The organism is Streptomyces sp. NBC_00078, from assembly GCF_026343335.1.
Lineage (GTDB): Bacteria > Actinomycetota > Actinomycetes > Streptomycetales > Streptomycetaceae > Streptomyces.
Map to the genome: position 1 here is coordinate 663654 of NZ_JAPELX010000001.1, position 21797 is coordinate 685450.

Genomic DNA, 21797 nt, shown 5'->3' on the forward strand with positions numbered 1-21797 from the left:
GCCCCGCCATTGCGCTCTAGCGTGAAACCACCGACGAAACCCGTCGGCTCACCCTCTCCCGAGGAGCACGCCATGACCGCCGGCCTCAAGACGATCATCTACCCCGTCAAGGACATCACCCGGGCGAAGGCCCTGTTCAGCGCCCTGCTGGAGGTGGAGCCGTACGCCGACGAGCCGTACTACGTCGGCTTCAAGGACGCAGGCCAGGACATCGGCCTCGACCCCAACGGGCACGCGAAGGGCATGACCGGCCCGGTGCCGTACTGGCACGTCTCCGACATCCGGGGGCGGCTCGCCGCACTGGTGGACGCTGGTGCCGAGATGCTGCAGGACGTGCAGGACGTCGGCGGCGGGAGGCTGATCGCCTTCGTCAAGGACGCGGACGGCAACCTCGTCGGACTGCTCCAGGATCCCTCCGCGTGACGCTCCGTCCGGCATCACCGGGCGCCAATCTGCATGCACCCGCATTGATTGCACGCTCAATGAATGCCTGATTCGGTGTTACCGTGCGGGTATGGCAGCGAAGACGACAGATGGACGGCTGGAGGAGGCGTGGCGGGGCATCCTCTCCGTGCACGCGCGCACGATGTGCGAGATCGACCGGGCCCTGCACCCGCACGGCCTGGGCGCGAGCGACTTCGAGGTGCTCGACATCCTGGCCTCCGAGGCGCCCGCGGCGGGCGACCACTGCCGGGTGCAGAACCTCGCGGGACGGGTTCACCTCAGCCAGAGCGCACTGTCCCGGCTCATCGGCCGACTGGAGAAGGACGGCCTGGTGGAGCGTTCCGTCTGCATGGAGGACCGGCGCGGCGTGTGGGTCGCCCTGACCGACAAGGGCCGCGCCCTGCACACCGAGGCGCTGCCGCTGCAGCGTGAGGTGCTGGCCCGACTGCTGGGCGACCGGCCCGCGCCCCAGGATTCGCCGGGGCGTTAGGGCCTGACGGCCGCTACCGGTCGCCGTCGGCACCTGCCAGGGCACCTGCCAGTCGCTACCGGTAGGTGCTGGTCCCTTTCGGTGACCGTGGTGTCGCGCCGGGCGCGGAGCGCGGCTCGGACGTAAACCTTCCGGCCCTCCGGGACCATGCACGCCGCGCTCTCGGGTTCATGGCAGCCCGTTGCGCCCGTCGGACACACCGGGAAGGCAGGGAGTCCGGCGCCGGGAGAAACAGCCCACCACCAGGGCCGGGCTCTACGGGCGACACAGCGCCTACGCCGACGGCGCCAGGCCGGTGACTGTCCACCCCGGCAAGCCTGCGCCCGACCCCTCGGACAAGAGCGCGGTGCTCACGCTCCCGTGATGTCCTGAGGCACACACCCTCGGAGCATGAACGCGACCACTTCGTCCAGCCCGTGCTCGTCCGCCTCCGAGGGCAGCATGCCGGTCGCCGCGAGGTCGGCGTAGCCATGCAGGGTCGCGAACACCGGGAGGCCGACGTGCTCCACAGGGCCACCCCGCACCTCTCCCCGGACCTGTCCCTCGCCGATCAGCCGGACGACCACGTCGGACCAGCGGTGCGTGGCCTCCAGCAGGGCATCGGAGGCTGCCGGGTCGTGCTTGATCGAGTACATGAGGTCGAGCAGCTCGGCGTTGTCCAGGGCGAAGCCCACATACGCGCGGGCCACCGCGTCCAGCCGCTTCGCGAACGTCTCCTCTACGCCGTCCTGTGACGACTCCAGGACAGCGGTCAGCCGCTCGAATCCGGTCAGCGCCAGCGCGTCCAGCAGTGCCTGCTTGTCCTTGAAATGACGGCTCGGCGCGGCATGACTGACGCCGAGGTCGCGGGCGAGTTCACGCAGCGACAGGGCGGCCGGCCCCTTCTCCCGGAGCGTCTCCTCGGCACGGGCGAGCAGGGCGGCACGGAGATCTCCGTGGTGGTACCGGCGAGTGCGGGTGGGCATGGGCGTCAGTGTATCGGTCATGTTTATGCCGCCCACATTGTTGGCAGCGTCACTATTGTTGTCATTGACAGCATTGTTGACGGCGCCTACATTGGCGGGCATGGCCACTCAATCCAGCAAGTGGAACATCACCGACATCCCTGACCAGACCGGCCGCACCGCGGTCGTGACCGGCGCCAACAGCGGGCTCGGCATCGCCACCGTCGAGGCCCTGGCCGGCGCCGGCGCACATGTGGTGCTCGCCGTACGGGACCCGAAGCGCGGCGAGGCCGCGGCCGCGCGGGTGAACGGCAGCGTGGAGGTGCGCAGGCTCGACCTCGCCGATCTCGCCTCCGTGCGCGAGTTCGCCGCCGGCTGGCAGGGCGACCTTGATCTGCTCGTCAACAACGCCGGCGTCATGAACATCCCGGAGTCCGCCACGAAGGACGGCTTCGAGACGCAGTTCGGCACCAATCACCTGGGCCACTTCGCACTGACGAACCTGCTGCTTCGCCATGTCACCGACCGGGTGGTGACGGTGTCGTCCGGCGCGCACAGGATGCCGGGCAGCCCACGGATCCACTTCGACAACCTCAACCTCACCGGCGAGTACGCGCCCATCAAGGCGTACAGCCAGTCCAAGCTGGCCAACCTGCTCTTCACGCTCGAACTCCAGCGCCGCCTCGCCGGGTCGGGCTCGTCCGTACGTGCCCTCGCGGCGCACCCGGGGTACGCCGCGACCAGCCTGCAGAGCCACGACGGCAGTGCGCTGCGGCGTGCTCTCATGCAGGTGACCAACCGCTTCGTCGCCCAGGACAGCAAGGCGGGCGCACTGCCCACGCTGTACGCCGCCGTCCAGGACCTGCCCGGCGCGAGCTACGTCGGCCCGGACGGCCTCGGTGAGATGCGCGGCGCCCCGACCCTGGTCGGGCGCTCGCCGGCAGCCAGCGACCCGGCGGCCGCCCGCCGCCTGTGGACCGTCTCGGAGGAACTGACCGGCGTCACCTTTCCCCATCCGGTCCCGGCCACGACGGCATGACGCCTCGACGGCGTGACGCCACACATCCCGCCACGCACCTTGCCGCCCTCCCTCCCACCCCCCAACCCTCCGCCCGGCACCGATCATGGTGAAGTGAGCGCGTTCGCCCGGCCCTCTAGCCGCCAGCCGGCGGCAGCCCCGCATGCCCTTCACCAGGTTGCCGGTCCGCCGGTCTGTGCGGCGGAACCGGAGTCGAGGCGAAATCGCGTGGGCCGGTCCACAGGGCGGGTACCGCGTCGCAGCGGCGGCACAGTTCGTATGCGATCGCCTCGTAGTTGACCCGCCAGCCGTGGAAGTGCGGCCATGCCTGAAGGGGGGTGCGGTCGGCGCCGAAGCCCGCCGCCTCCAGCATCGCGACCGCCGCGTCGAACTCGGCGAAGGTGAGCCGAATGGGTGTGTCAGGGGCGGGGTCGGGGTCGAAGGGCAGGCGCAGGGCACGGGCGATGTCGCGCAGTGCAATGAAGCCGGCCCGGAGCACGAGGCGCGCCTCCGGCGGGGCGGTGTGCGGGGTGAGCGCGAGCTGCATGGCCGCCGCGTCCATGACGGCGACCAGGCCGACCAGCCAGTGACGGTACGGGCGGGGCGAGCGGAACGCGATCAGGACGGGATACGTGGAGTGGCTCTCCCCCAGGTCGGAGGCCAGCCGCTCCCAGGCCCGGTACAGCTCGGGCAGCGCGGACTCGGTGTCGACCAGCCACTGCCGGGCCAGGATCTCAGGGCCCCAGGCGGGCTCGCCGGCCCGTGACTGCAGCAGGGTCACCTCCAGCTCGCGGCGGTTGTAGGCGGCGTACAGCGTGGGCAGGTAGGCGATCTGCAGGGCGATGAGTACGGGCCCGGTGGCCGCGGCGAGGAAGTCGAGTGTGGACAGGCGCAGCCGGTCGCCGCTGGCGAAGCCGAGGGTGAGCAGGCTGGAGCCCGCTTCCCGGAAGGAGTTGCCCCAGGCGAGCCCGGGCACGGCGTGGAAGAGCAGGCCGTAGCCCACCAGTGCTCCGCCGAGCCAGGTCGCGAGCATGCCGATCAGGATCAGCGGGGCCAGCCAGGTCTGCGCGCGGTCGATGGCGTCGTAGCCGCCACGGGGTGCCGCGAGCCGCAGCAGTCGGCGCAGCAGCCACCACAGCCGGAACACCAGGACCGAGTACAGACCGCGGGGCACCACGAGGGTGCGCAGTACGTTGACGAAAAGGACCGCCAGGAGCAGCCCTCCCGCCACGCCGGAGATCCATTCCATGCGGCCATTGTGAACCGCTTCAGGGTGGGGCGATCAGCGTCGGCCGCGGAGGCGGAAGACGGGATGGCCGGCAGGGCCACGGTCTTCGCGGGTAGGACCGCGGAGACCGTGGGCATACTGCCGTACTGCACCGGGGCGCGGGAGCGGGAGGCCATCGCCCGCCCCCTTCCCCGGGCTCGGCTGCTGCGTCAGGGCCGGGCCAGCAGGGTCCGCACGCCCTCCGAGGTGAGCGTCAGCGGATGCTCCGATCCGGCGTCGATGGTGAGCGACAGATCGTCGGCCGGCCACTGCGAGGCGAGTGCGCCCAGCGGCACCAGGCGGTAACGGGAGACGAACGGCAGCATCCCGGCCATCTCCCCCTCGGAGGTGAACACGGGCACCACCGGGTCGCCGTCCGGCTGCTCCAGCACCGGCAGTGCCACGGCGCCCGGGTCCCTGGCGTCCTCCTGGTTCGCGTCGTCGGGCACGGGAACCAGCACCTCACTGCCGGCGAGCGTGTCCAGCGCCTGAGTGTCCTCGGTGTTCACGGCCAGCGCGTCCAGCGCCTGCCGGGCCGGGGTGACGGTGTGGTCGTTGGCAGGTATCTCCATGGCGGATCCCCTGGTAGCGGCGGTCGTACGGGCCGGCCGGGACAAGATCGGTCCCGGGCACGGTTCTGCTCGCGTACCCGATCCGGACGGGCCCATTCCTCCTCTCAGCGGGGAATCACCGGGGAAACAACCGCAGCCGGCCTGGCCGTGTGCCGGGCGCCTGTCGTGCGGAAGAGGATGCCCCGCAGCACGTCACGGGGCGTGCGGCCGGCGTTCAGGGACATCAGCGCGAGCTGGTTGTCCTCCCCGACGGTGAACGTGGCCCGTCCAGCAGTTCCGCGACCGTGGTCACGCGGATCAGGGGGCGGTACAGGTCCATCATCTGCAGGGCCCTGGCGTGCGAGTCGTCGTCCGCGCCGGCGCAGGCGTCAGCGGCGACCAGCACCTCGACTCCGGCGTCGGCGGCGGCCAGCGCTGTGGACAGGACGCAGCAGTCGGTGCTGACGCCGGCCAGGACCAGACGGCGCTCGGGGCCTACGTGCCGGGCGAGTTCGGGGATCCACTTGCCGAAAGTGGCGGCGTCGACGACGTGTGGGGCGCGGTCGGTGAACTCGTCGGTCAGTTCCCAGAGTTGGGCGTCGGGCGGCTGGAGGGCGAAGGGCCACTGTTCGTAGTAGGCCCGCCAGGCGCCTTCGGGCTGGGCCGGGGCCAGGAAGCGGGTGAAGGCGACCCGTTCTCCGTACGCCGGCAGCAGGCGTCGTACTCCTGCAGCGGCCTCGCCGAAGCGGGGGGTGGCCCAGGGGCTGTCGGGCTCGGCAAAGACGCGCTGCATGTCGATGACGGCGAGCAGGCCGTTCGTCATGCGACCGCTCCCGCGTCCGCGGGGCTCGGGGCCTGCGCCTCCTGCGCGCGGACGCGGGGGCGGCTCAGGGCGAGGGTGCCGAGAAAGCCGAGTGCCAGCGCGGCGAGGACGCCGAGGTTCGCGTAGGCCCAGGCGCCGGACCTGCCACCGAGGCCGACCGGGTCGAGGAGGTAGCCCTGCCAGTCCAGCCAGCCGGCGGCCGAGTTGGTGACCAGGCCCCAGCCGAGGGCCGTGGCGGCGAGGGTGAGGAGCAGAGGCGTGAGCGCCACGTCGCCGTAGCGGCCGGTGGAGCGGTAGAGGTCGCCCTCGTCGTAGTCGCGGCGGCGCAGGGCCAGGTCGGCGAGCATGATGCCGCACCAGGCGGCGATGGGGACGCCGAGGGTGGTCAGGAAGCCCATGAACTGGCCGAGGAAGTCGTCGGCGAAGAAGACGATGTAGACCGAGCCCGCGATCATCAGGACGCCGTCGACGAAGGCAGCCAGGTAGCGCGGGATGCGCAGGCCCGCGGAGAGCAGGGCGAGGCCGGAGGAGTAGATGTCGAGGACCGCGCCGCCGACCAGGCCGAGCACCGCGACGACGGCGAACGGGACCAGGAACCAGGTGGGCAGGATGGTCGTGAGCGCGCCGATCGGGTCGGCGGCGACAGCCGTGTTGAGCTTGCTGGAGGAACCCGCCAGCAGCAGTCCGAAGACCAGCAGGAGCAGCGGTGCCACGGACGCGCCGAAAGTGGTCCAGCCGATCACGCCCCGGCCGGACGAACTGCGGGGCAGATAGCGGGAGTAGTCGGCGGCGGCGTTGACCCAGCCCAGCCCGAAGCCGGTCATCATGAACACCAGTGCGCCGATGAACTCCTGGGCGGAGCCCGCCGGGAGGGCGCTGACGGTGCTCCAGTGGATGTGGTCGGCGACGAGCGCGATGTACGCGACGGTCAGGACGCCGGTGACCACGGTGATCACGGTCTGCAGCCGCATGATGAGGTCGAAGCCCATCACGCCGCCTACGACGGTGAGGGCGCCGACCAGGATCAGGGCCACGATCTGGGTCCCGGTGCCGCCGCCCCAGCCGAGCCGGCCGAAGACGGTGGCGGTGGCCATGGTGGCGAGCGCGCACAGCACGGTCTCCCAGCCGACGGTGAGGACCCAGGAGACCACCGAGGGAAGGCGGTTGCCACGCACGCCGTACGCGGCCCGGCTGAGGACCATGGTCGGCGCGGAACCACGCTTGCCGGCCACCGCGACGAAGCCGCAGAGCAGGAACGAGAAGACGATGCCGATGACGCCCGCGGCCAGCGCCTGCCAGAAGGAGATCCCGAAGCCGAGGGCGAAGGCGCCGTAACTCAGCCCGAGGACGGAGACGTTGGCGCCGAACCAGGGCCAGAACAGGGTCCGCGGAGTGCCCTTGCGCTCGGCGTCGGCGATGACGTCGAGGCCGTGCGTCTCCACCTGGAGCTGTCGCCCTGTGGCTCTCTTGTCGGGGGTGTCCGGGGACTCTGCCATCGTCGACCTATCTGTCCAGGTGCGTTCCGCCGAGGCCTGACGCCTGATCTGCGCTGGTCAAGCCGTCAAGGTCACCTGGGCTGGCGCGCCACCGGCTGCCGCACGGCTCGCCCACCGCCGTCGGCGGGAAAGGGTGCCGTCTGCGTGAACCGGCCGGGCACCCTCATCCGTTGAAGGGGCCGACAGGCGAGATCCCGGTGCCCCGTGCGGACACCCGGAACCGTCCGGCAGGAACCCGGCCCATGACCGGGCCCTCATCTTTTCACCCTGTACACCGTGGTGGTCGTGCTGTGGCCGCCCTCGTGGACTGCGTCAGGACGCCGGGCCTCACGCGTGTGCCACCTGCCGAAGCCCGTCTGGCTCCTGCTGATGCTCATGGCGCCGGTGCTGGGCGGCATCGCCTGGCGCATCTGGGCGGGCGGCGCGCCCAGCCTTCCGGACCGCCCGGTCAGCGCGCCCAGAACGGCAGCGGCGGGCAGACGTTGGCGCAGGTGTAGTTGCCGGGCATCAGCAGTCCGGCGTCGTCCTCGTTGTTGTCGCCGCCCGCGAAGTAGACCTCGGGGACCCAGCCCCAACGGCCGTTGGCCGCCTTGGTGGATGCCCACCAGTAGTTCTCCGCGGACCCGTCCCGGAAGGTCTGGCCCTTCATCTCGGTGACGAACCAGTTGGCGGCGCCCCCCTGTTCGAGGTATCCGACGACCGGGGCGCCCGGCGAACGCGTGGCGTACACCGGCACATGGCCGCGGGTGAGGTTGCAGAACTTGACGTCCGTCCCCGGCCACACGCGCCCGGTGCCGGGATCGGTGAGGTCCTTCTTGGTGGTGCCGTGACAGGGGACGTTGTCGGTCGCGTGGGCGGTGGGAGCGACCAGGCCCGCGAGGCCGGTGAGGGCGACGGCGGCCGTGACGAGTCCGCGCTTGATGTGGATCATGCTCTCGGAAACGAGGGGTCCGCGGAGTTGGTCACGGCCCGGCGTCCGTCCGGACGGCGCGGGTCAGGCCGTCGTTTCGGGCCGGTCCGGTGCGGCCCAGCGGGTGTGGAAGGCGCCGGGGCGGTCGGTGCGCCGGTAGGTGTGAGCGCCGAAGTAGTCGCGCTGGCCCTGGAGAAGGGCGGCGGGCAGGCGCTCGGCGCGCAGGGTGTCGTAGTGGGCGAGGGCGGCGGAGAAGGCGGGGACGGGGACGCCCCGGCGGGCGGCGGAGGCGATGATCTCCCGCCAGGGGACCTGAGCGTCGGTGATCTCCATCGCGAACTCCATCTCGCCGAGCAGGCTCACCAGGTCGCGGTCGGCGGTGTAGGCGGCGCGGATGCGGTCGAGGAAGGAGGCGCGGATGATGCAGCCGCCGCGCCAGATCCTGGCGACCGTGCCGAGGTCGATCTTCCAGCCGTATTCGCCTGCCGCGTCCTGGATCATCTTCCATCCCTGGTCGTAGGCGATGACCTTCGAGGCGTACAGGGCGTGCTCGACCTGTGAGGTGAAGCGTTCGGCCTCGGTGCGGCTGAGCGGGGAGCAGGTGCCGCCGGGCAGGCCCCTGTAGGCGGCGCGCAGGTCGCGCTGGCCGGAGGCGGCGCGGGCGAAGGTGGCCTGGGCGATGGCGGTGACCGGGGAGGCCAGGTCCAGTGCGGTCTGCACGGTCCAGCGGCCGGTGCCCTTCTGTCCCGCGGCGTCCTGGACCACGTCGACGAAGGGGGCCGCGGTGTCCGGGTCGGTGTGGGCCAGCACCTCGGCGGTGATCTCGATCAGGTAGGAGCCGAGGCGGCCCTGGTTCCACCGTCGGAACACCTCGGCGATCTCGGCGGGGGTGTAGCCGGCGACCTGGCGCAGCAGGTCGTAGGCCTCCGCGATGAGCTGCATGTCGGCGTACTCGATGCCGTTGTGGACCATCTTGACGAAGTGCCCGGCGCCGTCGCTGCCGATGTGGGCGGCGCACGGCTCGCCGCCGACCTTGGCGCTGATGGTCTCGAAGAGGGGGCCGAGCACGTCGTACGACTCCGCCGAGCCGCCGACCATGATGGACGGGCCCTCCAGCGCGCCCTCCTCGCCGCCGGAGACGCCGGTGCCGACGAAGTGCAGGCCGCGCTCGCGCAGGGCGGACTCACGGCGGCGGGTGTCGGCGAAGTGGGCGTTGCCCCCGTCGATGATGATGTCGCCGGGCTCCAGCAGCGGGGCGAACTCGTCGATGACCGCGTCGGTGGCCGCGCCCGCCTGCACCATGATCATCAGGCGGCGGGGGCGGACGAGTGCGGCCACGAACTCCTCGGGTGTCTCGGCGGGGACGAAGGTGCCCTCGTCGCCGTACACCTCCATGAGCGCGCGCATGCGGCCCGCCGTGCGGTTGTGTACGGCGACGGTGTAGCCGTTGCGGGCGAAGTTCCGCGCCAGATTGCGGCCCATCACGCCCAGGCCGGTCACGCCGATGGCTGCCGTTGCGTTCATGGTGTACGTCCCTCGATCGGTGCGGTGGCGTCGCGGGGCGGGCGTGCCCCCATGCCCGTCAGGTACGGACGGGCGGCCGGATCGTCTCGATTGCGGGCACCGACGCTGTACGGACGTGTGTGACCAACCCCGCTCAAACGATCGATCAAACAGGGTTTAACATATGAGCGCCGCCTAGCTCGAAAGATGGATCTGTGACTGTCAACGACGACTCGTTCACCAACTGGAAGACCCGCGAGGAGATCGCGGAGTCGATGATCCCGATCATCGGGAAGCTGCACCGCGAGCGGGACGTCACCGTCCTGCTGCACAGCCGCTCCTTGGTGAACAAGTCGGTGGTCAGCATCCTCAAGACCCACCGGTTCGCCCGCCAGATCGCGGGCGAGGAACTCTCGGTCGTCGACACCCTGCCGTTCCTGCAGGCGCTCACCGCGCTCGACCTCGGGCCGTCGCAGATCGACATCGGCATGCTCGCGGCGACGTACACGAGCGACGACCGCGGCCTGTCCGTGGAGGCGTTCACCGCGGAGGCCGTCGCGGGCGCCACGGGCGCGAACAAGATCGAGGGCGGCGAGGGACGCGACGTCGTCCTCTACGGCTTCGGACGTATCGGTCGCCTGGTGGCCCGTCTGCTGATCGAGAAGGCCGGTTCCGGCAACGGCCTGCGGCTGCGCGCGATCGTGGTACGCGGAGGCGGCGACCAGGACATCATCAAGCGCGCCTCGCTGCTGCGCCGTGACTCCATCCACGGGCAGTTCCAGGGCACCATCACCGTGGACGAGGAAAGCGGCACGATCTTCGCCAACGGCAACGCGATCAAGGTGATCTACGCGAACGACCCGTCCGAGGTCGATTACACGGCGTACGGCATCAGGAACGCCATCCTGATCGACAACACCGGCAAGTGGCGCGACCGCGAGGGCCTTTCGCAGCATCTGCGCCCCGGTATCGACAAGGTCGTGCTGACCGCGCCCGGCAAGGGCGACGTCCCGAACATCGTGCACGGCGTCAACCACGACACCATCAAGCCGGACGAACAAATCCTGTCCTGCGCGTCCTGCACCACCAACGCGATCGTGCCGCCGCTGAAGGCGATGGCCGACGAGTTCGGCGTGCAGCGCGGCCACGTGGAGACCGTCCACTCCTTCACCAACGACCAGAACCTGCTGGACAATTACCACAAGGCCGACCGCCGCGGCCGCTCCGCGCCGCTGAACATGGTCATCACCGAGACCGGTGCCGCCTCCGCGGTGGCCAAGGCGCTGCCCGACCTCAAGGCGCCCATCACGGGCAGCTCGATCCGCGTCCCGGTGCCGGACGTCTCGATCGCGATCCTCAGCCTGCGGCTCGGCCGTGAGACCGACCGCGAGGAGGTCCTCGACTACCTCCGCAACGTGTCGCTGACCTCGCCGCTCAGGCGCCAGATCGACTTCACCACCGCTCCGGACGCGGTCTCCAGCGACTTCATCGGCTCGCGTCACGCCTCGATCGTCGACGCGGGCGCCACCAAGGTCGACGGCGACAACGCCATCCTCTACCTCTGGTACGACAACGAGTTCGGCTACTCCTGCCAGGTCATCCGCGTCGTCCAGCACGTCTCCGGGGTGGAGTACCCGACCTTCCCGAGCCCGGCGGTCTGACGTAGGCGAAACGCCCGGTCAAGGGTCGGCAATGTGACCACTCGACCGGGCGTTCGCGGGGAATGAATGCGGCCACAGGGGCGGATCAGCACTCTGGAGGCGCCATGACCACATCGCCCGAACCACGGATGTCGGGTCTGGAGATCCGCTCCATCGACTACGTCCCCCTGGACGAGCGCCACGGCAAGCTCTGGCATCTGGGCCCTCTGTGGTTCATGTCGAACGCTCAGATCGCCACCCTGGCCGTAGGCCTGATCAGCATCACCGAGGGCGGCAACCTCATCTGGTCGCTCATCGCGATCGTGGCGGGCACCGTCCTCGGCACCTTCTTCATGGCCTTCCACTCGGCGCAGGGACCACAGCTCGGGCTGCCGCAGATGATCCAGTCGCGGCCCCAGTTCGGCTACGTCGGCGCCCTGCTGGTGTGGCTGTTCGCCTATGTGCAGTACGCGGGCTTCAACGTCTTCAACACCATCCTCGCCGGAGAGGCGATGCACTCCACGGTGCACGGCGGCGTCAAGCTGTGGGTTGCCGTGGTCACCGTGGTCGCCCTCGTCATCGCCCTGGTGGGTTACGACGTCATCCACAGGGCCGAGCAGTTCCTGACGTACTCCTTCCTGGTCGTCTTCGGGATCTTCACCGTGGGCGTCCTGGTCACGCTGCACTACCCTGCGGGCTCCTTCGACCTCGGCGCCTTCAAGGCCACACCGTTCCTTGCTCAGTTCGGGGTGGTGGCCGGCTACCAGATCAGCTGGGCTATCTACGTCTCCGACTACTCGCGCTACCTCCCGCCGGGCGTGACCGTCCGCAAGACCTTCTACTGGACCTACTTCGGCTCGGCCCTCGGCGGCATCTGGCTGATGGTCCTCGGCTCGCTGCTCGCGGCCTGGGCGGGCAAGGGCTTCGAGACGGTCAAGTCGATCAACGCGGCCGGCGACAAGGTGTTCAGCGGGTTCGGCGCGATCGTGCTGCTCTTCGCCGTCCTGGGCCTGGTCTCGGTCACCGCACTGAACATGTACGGCGGTTCGCTGACGCTGATCAGCGCCATCGACTCGATCAGGCGGGTGCGGCCGACGCTCGGCGTGCGGCTGGTGACCATCGGGCTCACCGCGGCACTCTCCCTGGTCGGCGCGCTGGCCGCGACCTCCAACTTCCTTGAGAACTTCAACAACTTCCTGCTGCTGGTGCTCTACCTGTTCATCCCGTGGACCGCGGTGAACCTCATGGACTACTACGTCGTGCGCCGCGGGCACTACGCCATCGCCGAGATCTTCAACCCCCATGGAATCTACGGGCGTTGGGGCTGGCACGGCATCATCGCCTACCTGGTGGGCTTCGGCGTCATGATCCCCTTCTTCTCCGTCGGCACCCTCTACACCGGCCCCGTCGCCGACGCGCTCGGCGGAGCCGACATCTCCCTGTTCGTGGGACTGCCGGTCGCCGCGGCGCTCTACTGGCTGCTCACTCGCTCCATCGACGTGGCGGCCGAGGAGCGGCTCGCGGAGGCCGAGGCGGAGCAACTGGAGCGGGCGGCGCACGAGCACCGCGCGCGGTGACGGACACCGCGAAAAGACCGCGCGTTCACGTTCGCCGCGAGATGCGACCTCCGTCGCGAGATGTGACCCACACCATAAGGAGAACGATGCCGTTTCGATAGGCACGCGACTACGCTGGCCATCAAGTGAACGAAACAGTTTCGTTTAGAAGATGGGGAAGGACGGACATGGTCTCCGTACTCATCGTCAACGACCAGTCCCTGCAGCGTGTCGGCCTGCGGATGCTGCTGACCGTCGAGCCCGATCTGAGCGTCGTCGGGGAAGCGGCGAGCGGGGCCGAGGCGGTCGCCATGAGCGCCGCGCTCCGTCCCGACGTCGTGCTGATGGACATCCGGCTCGCCGAAACCGACGACATCGAGTCGATCCGCCGTATCGCACGGCCCCCGCGCCCCGTCCCGGCCACCGGCTCCGTCCTGGCCGGTGGCCCGCCACCCCGCGTACTGGCGCTGACCTCGACCCGTCACGAAGGGCACGCCTACGCCGCTCTGCGCGCCGGGGCCTGCGGCTTCCTTCTCACGGACGCGGCCCCGGGCGAACTGATCGCGGCCGTCCGCGTCGTGGCCGCCGGTGACGCCGTGATCACTCCCGCGCTGACCCGCGCACTCATCGACACCGTCCGCGACGAGCAACCGGCCTCCCTCCCCCTCCGCAGGGAGGTCGGCCTGGACACCCTCACCGAACGCGAACGCGACGTCCTCACGGCCGTCGCCGCAGGCTGGTCCAACACCGAGATCGCCGTTCGGCTCTCCATCGCCCCGACCACCGTCAAGTCCCACGTCAGCCACATCCTCGCCAAGATCGGCGCCCGCGCCCGCGTCCAGGCTGTCGCCTTCGCCTACGAGTCCGGGCTGATACAGCCGGCGGCCTGACCTCAGCAGCGGGGGCCGGGCGAGCCGGACGGTGAAGCGCCGTCGTGGGAGAGATACGAGGAGGAACCCCGGTACACGCCAGGCCCGTTGACAGTGGCGTCCAGCCGAACGGCGGCCGGCCCCGCACGTTCGAAAACCGGCTCTTCGGCCGAGTTGCGTCTCGGCAGCCCCGCGGAATTGTCCGTGATCAGTAACAGACGGATCCTGCGGCACCTCTTCGCCGTCCTGACAGGTGCACAAGAACCACCGGGACGAAAAGAAACAGGGCGGACATGGCGCGGCATGGCGGGCGGGGATGGCACGGCCGGGTACTCGCGGCGGCGGTCGGGGTGACGGCGGTGGCGGCGGCCACTTCGGTATGGACGGCGCAGGCCGGCCCCAACGGCGGGGTGCACGCGGGTGCGGGGGCGGCGGCACATCCCTCCGCGGGGGCTGCGGGTCCCGGCCGGGCCCCGGTGTCCGTGAGCATCGCCCATGCCTCGGACAAGGGCCCTCGTGGAGTCAACATCACGATCGACGACGGGCCGGACCCGGTCTGGACGCCTCAGGTAATGCAGGTACTGAAGGACTACGGCGTGAAGGCCACCTTCTGCATGGTCGGCACGCAGGCCCAGGCGCACCCGGACCTGGTCAAGGCCGTGGTGGCGGCGGGGCACCGGCTGTGCGACCACACGGTGTCGCACGACACCACCATGGACAAGAAGGCCAACTCCTATCAGTCCAAGGAGATCCTGGACGCCGCCGGCATGATCACCAAGGCCTCCGGGGGCGTCCGGCCGATGTACTACCGGGCCCCGGGCGGTGCGTTCACGCCCTACAGCAGGCACCTCGCCGCCTCGCAGGGAATGCGGCCGCTGGGATGGAACGTGGACTCCAAGGACTTCGAGCGCCCCGGCACCGACGCCATCGTCGCCACCGTCAGGAGCGAGCTGTCCAACGGTCCGACGATCCTCTTCCACGACGCCGGCGGGGACCGCTCCCAGACCGTGGCCGCCCTGCGCGAGATCCTGCCGTCACTGAAGCAGCAGGGATACTCCTTCGGTTTCCCGGTCCGCTGACCCGAACCCCCGGTGGACTGAGCACCTCTGACGGTGACTCGGTCCGTCGGGATCGCGGCTCCGGCAGGGATCGCGCAGCATGAGACCGCACCGCCACCACCAGGATCCTGGTCCGCGGGCGGATCCACGACTCCTTCCTGTCCGCCTGCACCGACCAGGCCGCGCGGCTGCGTCCCGGCGCTCCCGACGACGATCACGCCGACTTCGGCCCACTTACGAACGCCGCTGAACTCGCCTCCGTACACGGCATGTCGGAGCGCCCCCGCCGGGCCAGGCCGAGGTCGTCAACGGCGGCTCGCCCCTCGCCCGTCAGTCCGGTCACCTACCACGCAACGGCTCCGAGCCGATCAACCCCAGATGTCCGAGTTCAACGGAGCGTAGTCAGCACCAAGTCAGCACGGGAGAGGTGAGGACGGGTGATGACGTGGACTTTTGGTCAGCACCAAACCAGCACGGGAGTCAGCACCGCACCGTCAAATCACCCCGAACTGCTCGTCCCGAACGGCATTCGTTTCGACCACCTTTGAGTCCCTGAACCGCCTGTCGTGAGCCGGCATGGTGGCCGCACGCATAGCCGATCCCCGAACTATGTTGCCCCACCACATGTGCCCCTGACCTGCGCCTTCCTACGGTGTCCGGACACGTACCCGTCCCCATCGCACACGAGGAAGTGGCGCTCATGGCCTCAGCAGAATCCGCTCCTTCACCGCCCGCGAACCTGCGTCGCATCGTCGCCGCCAGCCTCATCGGCACCACCATCGAGTGGTACGACTTCTTCCTCTACGGTTCCGCCGCCGCGCTCGTCTTCAACAAGCTGTTCTTCCCGGACTCGGACCCCCTGGTCGGCACTCTGCTGTCGTTCCTCACGTACGCCGTCGGATTCGCCGCCCGTCCGCTGGGCGCACTGGTCTTCGGGCACTACGGCGACCGGATCGGGCGCAAGAAGCTGCTGGTGCTGAGCCTGCTGATGATGGGCGGGGCGACCTTCGCGATCGGATTGCTGCCGACGCATGCGACGGTGGGAGCCGCCGCTCCGGTGCTGCTCACCACCCTGCGTCTGGTCCAGGGCTTCGCGCTGGGCGGCGAGTGGGGCGGGGCCGTGCTGCTGGTGTCCGAGCACGGGGATGCCCGGCGGCGCGGATTCTGGGCCTCGTGGCCGCAGACCGGGGCGCCCGCCGGGCAGCTGCTCGCGACCGGTGTGCTGTCCGCGCTGACGGCCCTGCTGTCGGACGACGCCTTCGTGTCCTGGGGCTGGCGGATCCCGTTCCTGCTCTCCGGTGTGCTGGTGATCGTCGGTTTGTGGATTCGTCTGTCTGTCGATGAATCGCCCGTGTTCCAGCAGGCGTTGGCCCAGGCCGAGGCCCGTAAGGCCGACCGGACGGCGGAGGCCGAGAAGCTGCCGATCGTGTCGGTGCTGCGCCACCACTGGAGGGACGTGCTGATCGCGATGGGCGCGCGCATGGCGGAGAACATCAGCTACTACGTGATCACCGCGTTCATCCTCGTCTACGCCACCACGTCGGCCGGTGTCTCCAAGCAGACCGCGCTGAACGCGGTGCTGATCGCGTCGGCCGTCCACTTCGCGGTCATCCCGGCCTGGGGCGCGCTGTCGGACCGGGTCGGCAGGCGTCCGGTGTATCTGCTGGGCGCGGTCGGCGTCGGGCTGTGGATGTTTCCGTTCTTCTCCCTCATCGACACCGGCGGCTTCGGCAACCTGATCCTCGCGGTCACCGTCGGCCTGGTGCTGCACGGCGCGATGTACGCGCCCCAGGCCGCCTTCTTCTCCGAGATGTTCGCGACCCGGATGCGCTACTCCGGTGCCTCCATCGGCGCCCAGTTCGCCTCGGTCGCCGCGGGCGCGCCCGCTCCGCTGATCGCCACGGCGCTGCTGTCCGACTACGGCAGTTCCACCCCGATCGCCCTGTACGTCATCGCCGCGGCCGTCCTGACGGTTTTGGCGGTGGGCGTGGCCAAGGAGACCCGTCACCGGGACCTGGCCGAGGTCGAGCCGGCCGTGGACGCCGAACCGGCGCCAGCTCCGGCGGCGGACGCGCGCACCCTTTGACCTTCAGGAAGCCGTCCCCCCGTACGCCTGGCGTGCGGGGGTTCAGTTCTGTGCGGGCGCGGACAACCGGTGCAGTCGCAGCGCGAGTTGGATCTCCAGCGCGCGGGCGGGGCTCTGCCAGTCGTCGCCCAGGAGACGGGCGACACGCTCCAGGCGCTGGGCCACGGTGTTGACGTGGACGTGGAGTTCGTCCTTGGTGCGGGCCGGGCTCATGCCACAGGTGAAGTAGGCGTCGACGGTGCGTAGGAGGTCGGTGCCGCGCCGTTGGTCGTAGGCGACGACCTGGCCGATCGTGCGGTCTACGAAGCCGGCGATGTCCCGGTCCCCGGCGAGCAGCAGGCCGAGGAAGCCGAAGTCCTCGGCTGCGGCCCCGTCGCCGGAGCGGCCGAGCAGGCGCAAAGCCTCCAGACAGCGTCGGCCCTCCGCGTAGGCGGCGGTCACGGTTTCGGGGTGGGCGGCGAGGTCCTGGACGGGGGCGGAGGCGCCGACGGTGACCGCCTCGTGGACTGCGGTGCCCAGCTGGTGGGCGGTGGTGCGGGCCAGGTCGGTGGCGATGTCGCCGGGCGTCAGCGGCAGCAGCAGGACGGTGCCGCCGTCGCGTGCGGCGGCCAGGCCGTGCCGGGTCGCGGCGAGGTGCGAGGCGGCGGACCACAGGCGCCGGCGCGCGGCCGCCTCCTGGTCGGCGTCGGGCGCGGTGCCGTCGAGCCGGGCGGCGAGCACGACGTGGGTGGCGTCGAGGTCCGCGTGGAGCCGCGAGGCACGCTCGCGCAGCAGGCGCGGGTCGCGGTCGCGGGCGTCGAGGAGGTCGTCCAACAGCTCACCGCGGACGCGCTGTTCGGCTTCGGCGGCCGAGCGTCTGGCGAGCAGCAGCAGCGAGGTGACCATGGCGGCCCGCTCCAGGGTGAGCTGGTCGACGGGGTCGAGGCCGGGGTGGCCGCGCAGGACGAGCGCGCCGAGCAGTTCGCCGCCGGCCGTCACGGCGGCGATCCAGTCGTCCTCGTGGCGCACCGCGTGCCCTTCGGCGCGGGACGCCTCCAGAGGTGCCGACGGCGCGTCGACGGCCTCGGTGAAGTCGACGGTTCCGTCGAGGACCTGGGAGACGGCCGCGGCCACGTCGTGCACCCCGCCGCCGCGCAGTACGAGTTCGGCGAGCCGGTCGTGGACGTCGGAGGCGCGCTCGATGACGCCGCTGCGGTCGCGGATGATCTCGTTGGCCCGCTCCAGCCCGGCGAGGGCCGAGCGGGTCTCGGTGAGGAGATTCGCGGTGTCGATGGCGGCCGCGGCCAGCGCCGCGAACGAACCGAGCAGGGCGATCTGCTCGCGTTCGAAGACCCGGGCGCGCCGGTCGGCCGCGAAGAGGACGCCGATGACGTGGTGGCCCAGCATCAGGGGCACGCCGAGGATGGCGACCAGGCCCTCGTCCCGCACGCCGGTGTCGATGGTGTGGGTGTGCTGGAAGCGGTCGTCCTTGAAGTAGTCGTCGGTGACGTACGGACGGGCGGTCTGGGCCACCAGTCCGCCGAGCCCCTCCCCCATGCCGAGCCGGAGCTGCTGGAAGCGGGCGGCGACCGAGCCCTCCGTCACCCGCATGTAGGTGTCTCCGCGGTCCGGGTCGTTCAGGCTGAGGTAGGCGACGTCCGTGCCCAGCAGTGACCGGGCGCGCTGCACGATCGCCCGCAGTACGGAGTCCAGGTCCCGCAGGCCCGCGAGGTCGTGGGCCGTCTCGAAGAGCGCGGACAGCTCGGCCTCCCGGCGGCGCCGCCCCTCCAGGTCCGCGCGCACACGCAACGCGAGCAGCTTGGCGTGTTCGAGCGCGGCGATCGCCTCGGCCGGACGCCCCTCGGCGCGCGCCAGCAGCACCGGCTGGTCGTAGGCGTCGGAGGACGCGCCCCTGGCCAGCAGCTCCAGGAACGGCGTCTCGGCGCCGGTGAGCGCCGGCCCGGCCGCTTCGGCGTCGGTGCGCTCGGCGGACTGCACGTGATCGCGAGACATGTTCACAGGATTCCTCATCCCACGGCCGCCCCGTCAGCCCTGTGGACAACTCGTGGACGCATGGATGCCTGCCTGGTCAGTGGGCGGTCCAGCCGCCGTCGAGGACAAGCGAGGTCCCGGTCACGAAGGAGGCCTGCGGGCTGCACAGATAGGCCACGGCCTCGGCGACCTCCTCCGGCTCGATCAGCCGCTTGACGGCACTGTCCTGCAGCAGCACCTCCGCCAGGACGCGCTCCGCCGGCACGCCGTGTGCCCGCGCCTGGTCCGCGAGCTGCTTCTCGACCAGTGGGGTGCGCACATAGGCGGGGTTCACACAGTTCGAGGTGACGCCGTGGGGTGCGCCTTCGAGGGCAGCGGTCTTCGACAGTCCCTCCAGGCCGTGCTTGGCGGCCACATAGGCCGACTTGTAGGCCGAGGCGCGCAGTCCGTGGACGGAGGACACGTTGACGATGCGGCCCCACCCCTGCCCGTACATGTGGGGCAGTGCTCCGCGGACGAGGCGGAACGGCGCCTCCAGCATCACCGTGAGCACGGTGTGGAAGACGTCGGTCGGGAACTCCTCTATGGGGCGCACCAGTTGCAGCCCTGCATTGTTGACGAGGACGTCGGTGCCCGCGGCGGCGTGCTCGGCCGCGTCGAGGTCGGTGAGATCGAGGACGTGCGGTTCGACGGCGCCCGCGAGCCCCCCGGCCTGCTCGGCGAGCGACTCCAGTCCCGTGGCGTCCCGGTCGACCGCTCTCACCTTGGCCCCGGCGGCCGCGAGGCGCAGCGCGCAGGCGCGGCCGATGCCACCGGCGGCACCGGTGACCAGGGCGGTGCAGCCGCCGAGGTCGAGGGAGGGAGTGTGGGGAGCCGGGAGGGCGCTGGGCGGGGTCATATGCTGACCCTAAGCAGCACCCCCCTCTCCCCACATATGGTCACGCCCCATACTTCATTCAGAACTCATAGGGTCAAACCATGTGGGTTCGTCGCACAGTGCCTGCTTGATCCGGAAGTGGTGGTACTCGGTCAACGGGGGCAGCGCGTCGAGCGCGAACCAGCCGACCTGCAGGGACTCGTCGTCGTTCACCCGGGCCTCGCCGCTCACCGCCCGCGCACGGAAGCAGATGTCCATGAACTGGCAGATGTCGCCGTTGGGATAGGTGACCTGCCCCCCGGACCGCACCGCGACCAGGCGTTCGACGACGCATTCGACGCCCGTCTCCTCGTACACCTCCCGCACGACTGCGGCGGCGGGCTGCTCGCCCGGGTCGGGGATGCCGGAGATCAACGCCCATTCGAGGTTGTCCGAGCGCTGCCCCAGCAGGATCCTGCCCTCGTCGTCGAAGACGACGGCACTGACGCCGGGGAGCCAGAGCAGCTGGTGCCCCGAGGTTGCCCGGATCTCGCGGATGAAGTCAGGAGTTGGCATGACACCGACCCTAAAGGGCCGGTGCACAGGCCTCCGGCGCCTTTCACGGGGCGTGCGCCGGGCGTACGGTTACACGCTCCGGGCGCGCCGCCCGCGCACACCGGCGCCGATCGCCCACCCGAGCCCGCCCGCGGCGACCAGCACCAGGGCCATCTCCGGCAGGGTTCCCAGCCGCGTGGCAGGCGTCTCGCTCGACCGCAGCGGCACCTTCTGGACCAGGTGGTCCGCGACGAACATGCCGGTCTTCTGCGTGATCTTCCCGTCCGGCATGATGATCGCGCTGACGCCGCTGGTCACCGGCACGGTGACGGTCCGGCTGTGTTCGACGGCGCGGACGCGGGACATGGCGAGCTGCTGGTAGGTCATCTCGCTGCGGTCGAAGGTCGCGTTGTTGCTCGGTACGGAGATGATCTGCGCGCCGTCGGTGACCTCGGAGCGCACAGCCCAGTCGAAGGCCGCTTCGTAGCAGGTGACCAGGCCGACCTTGGCGTGGTCCATGGTGAACACCCCGGGCTTGGTGCCCCGGCTGAAGTCCTGGCGAACCATCGAGGTCCAGTTGCTGTTGATCGCGCCGATGAGCGAGCGCAGCGGCAGGTACTCGCCGAACGGCTGGATCTGCCGCTTGTCATACGTGTCGAGGGGGCCCTTCCTGGGGTCCCACAGGATCTGCTCGTTGTACAGCTTGCCGTCCCGCTCGACGACACCGCCGACCGAGATGGGCACGCCGATCGCTTTGGCCGCGCCGTCGATGACGGCGTACGCGTCGGCGTTGTCGAAGGGGTCGACGTCGGAGGAGTTCTCCGGCCACAGCACGAAGTCGGGCTTGGCGATCTTGCCCGCCTTGACCTCGGCGGCCAGGCGCAGGGTCTCGCGCGCGTGGTAGTCGAGCACGGCCCGTCGCTGGGCGTTGAACTCAAGCCCGGAGCGCGGCACGTTGCCCTGGATGACCGCGACGGTCGAGGAGCCGTCCTCGGCGTTGTCGCTGACCAGCGAGCGGGCGGCCACCGCGCCGGCCACCGGCACGGCCAGGCTCAGCAGGGCGACGGCCGCGGCCGACCGCCGGACGTCCCGGTTGCGCCGGGCATCCTGGGCCAGCCGTACCACCTCGTACAGGCCGAAGCCGCACAGGACGACGGCGAAGCCGAGCACCGGGGTGCCGCCCACCGCGGCCAGCGGCAGGAAGACGCCGTCGGCCTGACCGAACGCGACCTTGCCCCAGGGGAAGCCGTTGAACGGCACACGCGCGCGTGCGGCCTCGCCCGCGATCCACATCGCGGCCGCCCACACCGGCCACGCGGGCAGCTTCGAAACCAGGGTGACGCCCGCGCCGACCAGAGCGACGAAGATCGCCTCGATCGCCACCAGCGCCAGCCACGGCCCTGAGCCGACCTCCACGCCGGTCCACACGAGCAGCGGCAGCAGGAAGCCGAGGCCGAACAGGTAGCCGAGACCGAGGCCCGCCTTCCAGCTGCGCCCGCGAAGGACCCAGCCGAAGCCGGCGAAGGCCGGGACGGCCAGCCACCACAGGGTGCGCGGCGGGAAACTGACGTAGAGCAGCACTCCGGAGAGCGCCGCGGCGAGAGCCGGAACGAGGCGTACGAGGCGCGCCGAACGCGATGCGGGCGCGGCCTGCGGCTGCAACTGGTCCGACTCGTCCACGGAGGTTGCGGTGACGGTCACCCCGGGAGTGTACGGCGAGTGACCTTGCCCCGGACAGCGCGGTCCGTATGGCAGCACGG

The 21797-nt window shown here is 70.4% G+C and carries 19 protein-coding genes and 1 pseudogene; 9 read left to right on the top strand and 11 right to left on the bottom strand.

What is annotated here, in order from left to right:
* Nucleotides 1-72 precede the first annotated feature (72 nt).
* Nucleotides 73-423, top strand: coding sequence for a VOC family protein (locus tag OOK07_RS03085; RefSeq protein WP_266676728.1), 351 nt, complete (start codon nt 73-75; stop codon nt 421-423).
* Nucleotides 424-514: 91 nt separating this feature from the next.
* Entirely contained in the window at nt 515-934 is a 420-nt protein-coding gene (locus tag OOK07_RS03090; protein ID WP_266794897.1) for a MarR family winged helix-turn-helix transcriptional regulator, read from the top strand.
* 350 nt (nt 935-1284) lie between these two features.
* Here OOK07_RS03090 and OOK07_RS03095 read toward each other — a convergent pair whose 3' ends face one another.
* On the bottom strand, nt 1285-1899 hold the full coding sequence (locus OOK07_RS03095) for a TetR/AcrR family transcriptional regulator (RefSeq protein ID WP_266794898.1): 615 nt from the start codon (nt 1897-1899) through the stop codon (nt 1285-1287).
* 100 nt (nt 1900-1999) lie between these two features.
* Here OOK07_RS03095 and OOK07_RS03100 point away from each other — a divergent pair, with 100 nt between their 5' ends.
* A complete protein-coding gene (locus OOK07_RS03100; protein ID WP_266676734.1) occupies nt 2000-2917 on the top strand; it encodes an oxidoreductase in 918 nt (305 codons plus the stop codon).
* 115 nt (nt 2918-3032) lie between these two features.
* Here OOK07_RS03100 and OOK07_RS03105 read toward each other — a convergent pair whose 3' ends face one another.
* The 6 genes from OOK07_RS03105 to gnd all read right to left on the bottom strand — a co-directional run bounded on the left by OOK07_RS03105 (nt 3033) and on the right by gnd (nt 9467).
* Nucleotides 3033-4145, bottom strand: coding sequence for a hypothetical protein (locus tag OOK07_RS03105; protein WP_266676736.1), 1113 nt, complete (start codon nt 4143-4145; stop codon nt 3033-3035).
* Nucleotides 4146-4333: 188 nt separating this feature from the next.
* Complete coding sequence (locus tag OOK07_RS03110) at nt 4334-4735, bottom strand: SseB family protein (RefSeq protein WP_266676738.1); 402 nt, start codon at nt 4733-4735, stop codon at nt 4334-4336.
* A gap of 223 nt (nt 4736-4958) precedes the next feature.
* Complete coding sequence (locus tag OOK07_RS03115; RefSeq protein WP_266794899.1) at nt 4959-5537, bottom strand: cysteine hydrolase family protein; 579 nt, start codon at nt 5535-5537, stop codon at nt 4959-4961.
* The gene (locus OOK07_RS03120; RefSeq protein ID WP_266794900.1) at nt 5534-7033 is read right to left on the bottom strand and encodes a purine-cytosine permease family protein; all 1500 of its coding nucleotides are present in this window, start codon (nt 7031-7033) and stop codon (nt 5534-5536) included. Before OOK07_RS03120 ends, OOK07_RS03115 begins: the two co-directional genes overlap by 4 nt.
* A gap of 448 nt (nt 7034-7481) precedes the next feature.
* On the bottom strand, nt 7482-7964 hold the full coding sequence (locus OOK07_RS03125; protein ID WP_266794901.1) for a hypothetical protein: 483 nt from the start codon (nt 7962-7964) through the stop codon (nt 7482-7484).
* Between the two features lie 63 nt (nt 7965-8027).
* On the bottom strand, nt 8028-9467 hold the full coding sequence (gnd, locus tag OOK07_RS03130; RefSeq protein WP_266794902.1) for an NADP-dependent phosphogluconate dehydrogenase: 1440 nt from the start codon (nt 9465-9467) through the stop codon (nt 8028-8030).
* A 194-nt stretch (nt 9468-9661) separates the two neighbouring features.
* On the opposite strand from gnd, the gene OOK07_RS03135 reads away from it, so the two are divergent.
* From OOK07_RS03135 to OOK07_RS03160, 6 genes and pseudogenes are all read left to right on the top strand, one after another.
* Nucleotides 9662-11107 (top strand): glyceraldehyde-3-phosphate dehydrogenase, encoded by a 1446-nt coding sequence (locus OOK07_RS03135; protein ID WP_266676749.1) that lies wholly within the window; start codon nt 9662-9664, stop codon nt 11105-11107.
* A 104-nt stretch (nt 11108-11211) separates the two neighbouring features.
* A complete protein-coding gene (locus OOK07_RS03140) occupies nt 11212-12663 on the top strand; it encodes a purine-cytosine permease family protein (RefSeq protein WP_266676751.1) in 1452 nt (483 codons plus the stop codon).
* Between the two features lie 167 nt (nt 12664-12830).
* Nucleotides 12831-13532, top strand: coding sequence for a LuxR C-terminal-related transcriptional regulator (locus OOK07_RS03145; protein WP_266676753.1), 702 nt, complete (start codon nt 12831-12833; stop codon nt 13530-13532).
* Between the two features lie 272 nt (nt 13533-13804).
* The gene (locus tag OOK07_RS03150; RefSeq protein ID WP_266794903.1) at nt 13805-14590 is read left to right on the top strand and encodes a polysaccharide deacetylase family protein; all 786 of its coding nucleotides are present in this window, start codon (nt 13805-13807) and stop codon (nt 14588-14590) included.
* A gap of 101 nt (nt 14591-14691) precedes the next feature.
* Nucleotides 14692-15000: pseudogene (locus OOK07_RS03155) on the top strand (aldehyde dehydrogenase family protein); the annotation flags it as partial.
* Between the two features lie 269 nt (nt 15001-15269).
* On the top strand, nt 15270-16655 hold the full coding sequence (locus OOK07_RS03160; RefSeq protein ID WP_266794904.1) for an MFS transporter: 1386 nt from the start codon (nt 15270-15272) through the stop codon (nt 16653-16655).
* Nucleotides 16656-16697: 42 nt separating this feature from the next.
* On the opposite strand, the gene OOK07_RS03165 is transcribed toward OOK07_RS03160, so the two are convergent.
* The 4 genes from OOK07_RS03165 to lnt form a co-directional block, all read right to left on the bottom strand.
* The gene (locus OOK07_RS03165) at nt 16698-18647 is read right to left on the bottom strand and encodes a helix-turn-helix domain-containing protein (RefSeq protein WP_266676759.1); all 1950 of its coding nucleotides are present in this window, start codon (nt 18645-18647) and stop codon (nt 16698-16700) included.
* A gap of 76 nt (nt 18648-18723) precedes the next feature.
* On the bottom strand, nt 18724-19524 hold the full coding sequence (locus OOK07_RS03170) for a 3-hydroxybutyrate dehydrogenase (protein WP_266794905.1): 801 nt from the start codon (nt 19522-19524) through the stop codon (nt 18724-18726).
* Between the two features lie 54 nt (nt 19525-19578).
* Complete coding sequence (locus OOK07_RS03175; RefSeq protein ID WP_266794906.1) at nt 19579-20058, bottom strand: NUDIX hydrolase; 480 nt, start codon at nt 20056-20058, stop codon at nt 19579-19581.
* Between the two features lie 69 nt (nt 20059-20127).
* Nucleotides 20128-21738 carry an apolipoprotein N-acyltransferase gene (lnt, locus tag OOK07_RS03180; protein ID WP_266794907.1) on the bottom strand — a complete coding sequence of 537 codons (1611 nt, stop codon included), beginning with the start codon at nt 21736-21738 and terminating at the stop codon, nt 20128-20130.
* Nucleotides 21739-21797: the final 59 nt, after the last annotated feature.

Excerpts from the sequence above, each read along its gene's own strand:
- OOK07_RS03085 (WP_266676728.1), top strand. The coding sequence starts at position 73 with ATGACCGCCGGCCTCAAGACGATCATCTACCCCGTCAAGGACATCACC.
- OOK07_RS03090 (WP_266794897.1), top strand. The coding sequence starts at position 515 with ATGGCAGCGAAGACGACAGATGGACGGCTGGAGGAGGCGTGGCGGGGC.
- OOK07_RS03095 (WP_266794898.1), bottom strand. The coding sequence starts at position 1,899 with ATGCCCACCCGCACTCGCCGGTACCACCACGGAGATCTCCGTGCCGCC.
- OOK07_RS03100 (WP_266676734.1), top strand. The coding sequence starts at position 2,000 with ATGGCCACTCAATCCAGCAAGTGGAACATCACCGACATCCCTGACCAG.
- OOK07_RS03105 (WP_266676736.1), bottom strand. The coding sequence starts at position 4,145 with ATGGAATGGATCTCCGGCGTGGCGGGAGGGCTGCTCCTGGCGGTCCTT.
- OOK07_RS03110 (WP_266676738.1), bottom strand. The coding sequence starts at position 4,735 with ATGGAGATACCTGCCAACGACCACACCGTCACCCCGGCCCGGCAGGCG.
- OOK07_RS03115 (WP_266794899.1), bottom strand. The coding sequence starts at position 5,537 with ATGACGAACGGCCTGCTCGCCGTCATCGACATGCAGCGCGTCTTTGCC.
- OOK07_RS03120 (WP_266794900.1), bottom strand. The coding sequence starts at position 7,033 with ATGGCAGAGTCCCCGGACACCCCCGACAAGAGAGCCACAGGGCGACAG.
- OOK07_RS03125 (WP_266794901.1), bottom strand. The coding sequence starts at position 7,964 with ATGATCCACATCAAGCGCGGACTCGTCACGGCCGCCGTCGCCCTCACC.
- gnd (WP_266794902.1), bottom strand. The coding sequence starts at position 9,467 with ATGAACGCAACGGCAGCCATCGGCGTGACCGGCCTGGGCGTGATGGGC.
- OOK07_RS03140 (WP_266676751.1), top strand. The coding sequence starts at position 11,212 with ATGACCACATCGCCCGAACCACGGATGTCGGGTCTGGAGATCCGCTCC.
- OOK07_RS03145 (WP_266676753.1), top strand. The coding sequence starts at position 12,831 with ATGGTCTCCGTACTCATCGTCAACGACCAGTCCCTGCAGCGTGTCGGC.
- OOK07_RS03150 (WP_266794903.1), top strand. The coding sequence starts at position 13,805 with ATGGCGCGGCATGGCGGGCGGGGATGGCACGGCCGGGTACTCGCGGCG.
- OOK07_RS03160 (WP_266794904.1), top strand. The coding sequence starts at position 15,270 with ATGGCCTCAGCAGAATCCGCTCCTTCACCGCCCGCGAACCTGCGTCGC.
- OOK07_RS03165 (WP_266676759.1), bottom strand. The coding sequence starts at position 18,647 with ATGTCTCGCGATCACGTGCAGTCCGCCGAGCGCACCGACGCCGAAGCG.
- OOK07_RS03170 (WP_266794905.1), bottom strand. The coding sequence starts at position 19,524 with ATGACCCCGCCCAGCGCCCTCCCGGCTCCCCACACTCCCTCCCTCGAC.
- OOK07_RS03175 (WP_266794906.1), bottom strand. The coding sequence starts at position 20,058 with ATGCCAACTCCTGACTTCATCCGCGAGATCCGGGCAACCTCGGGGCAC.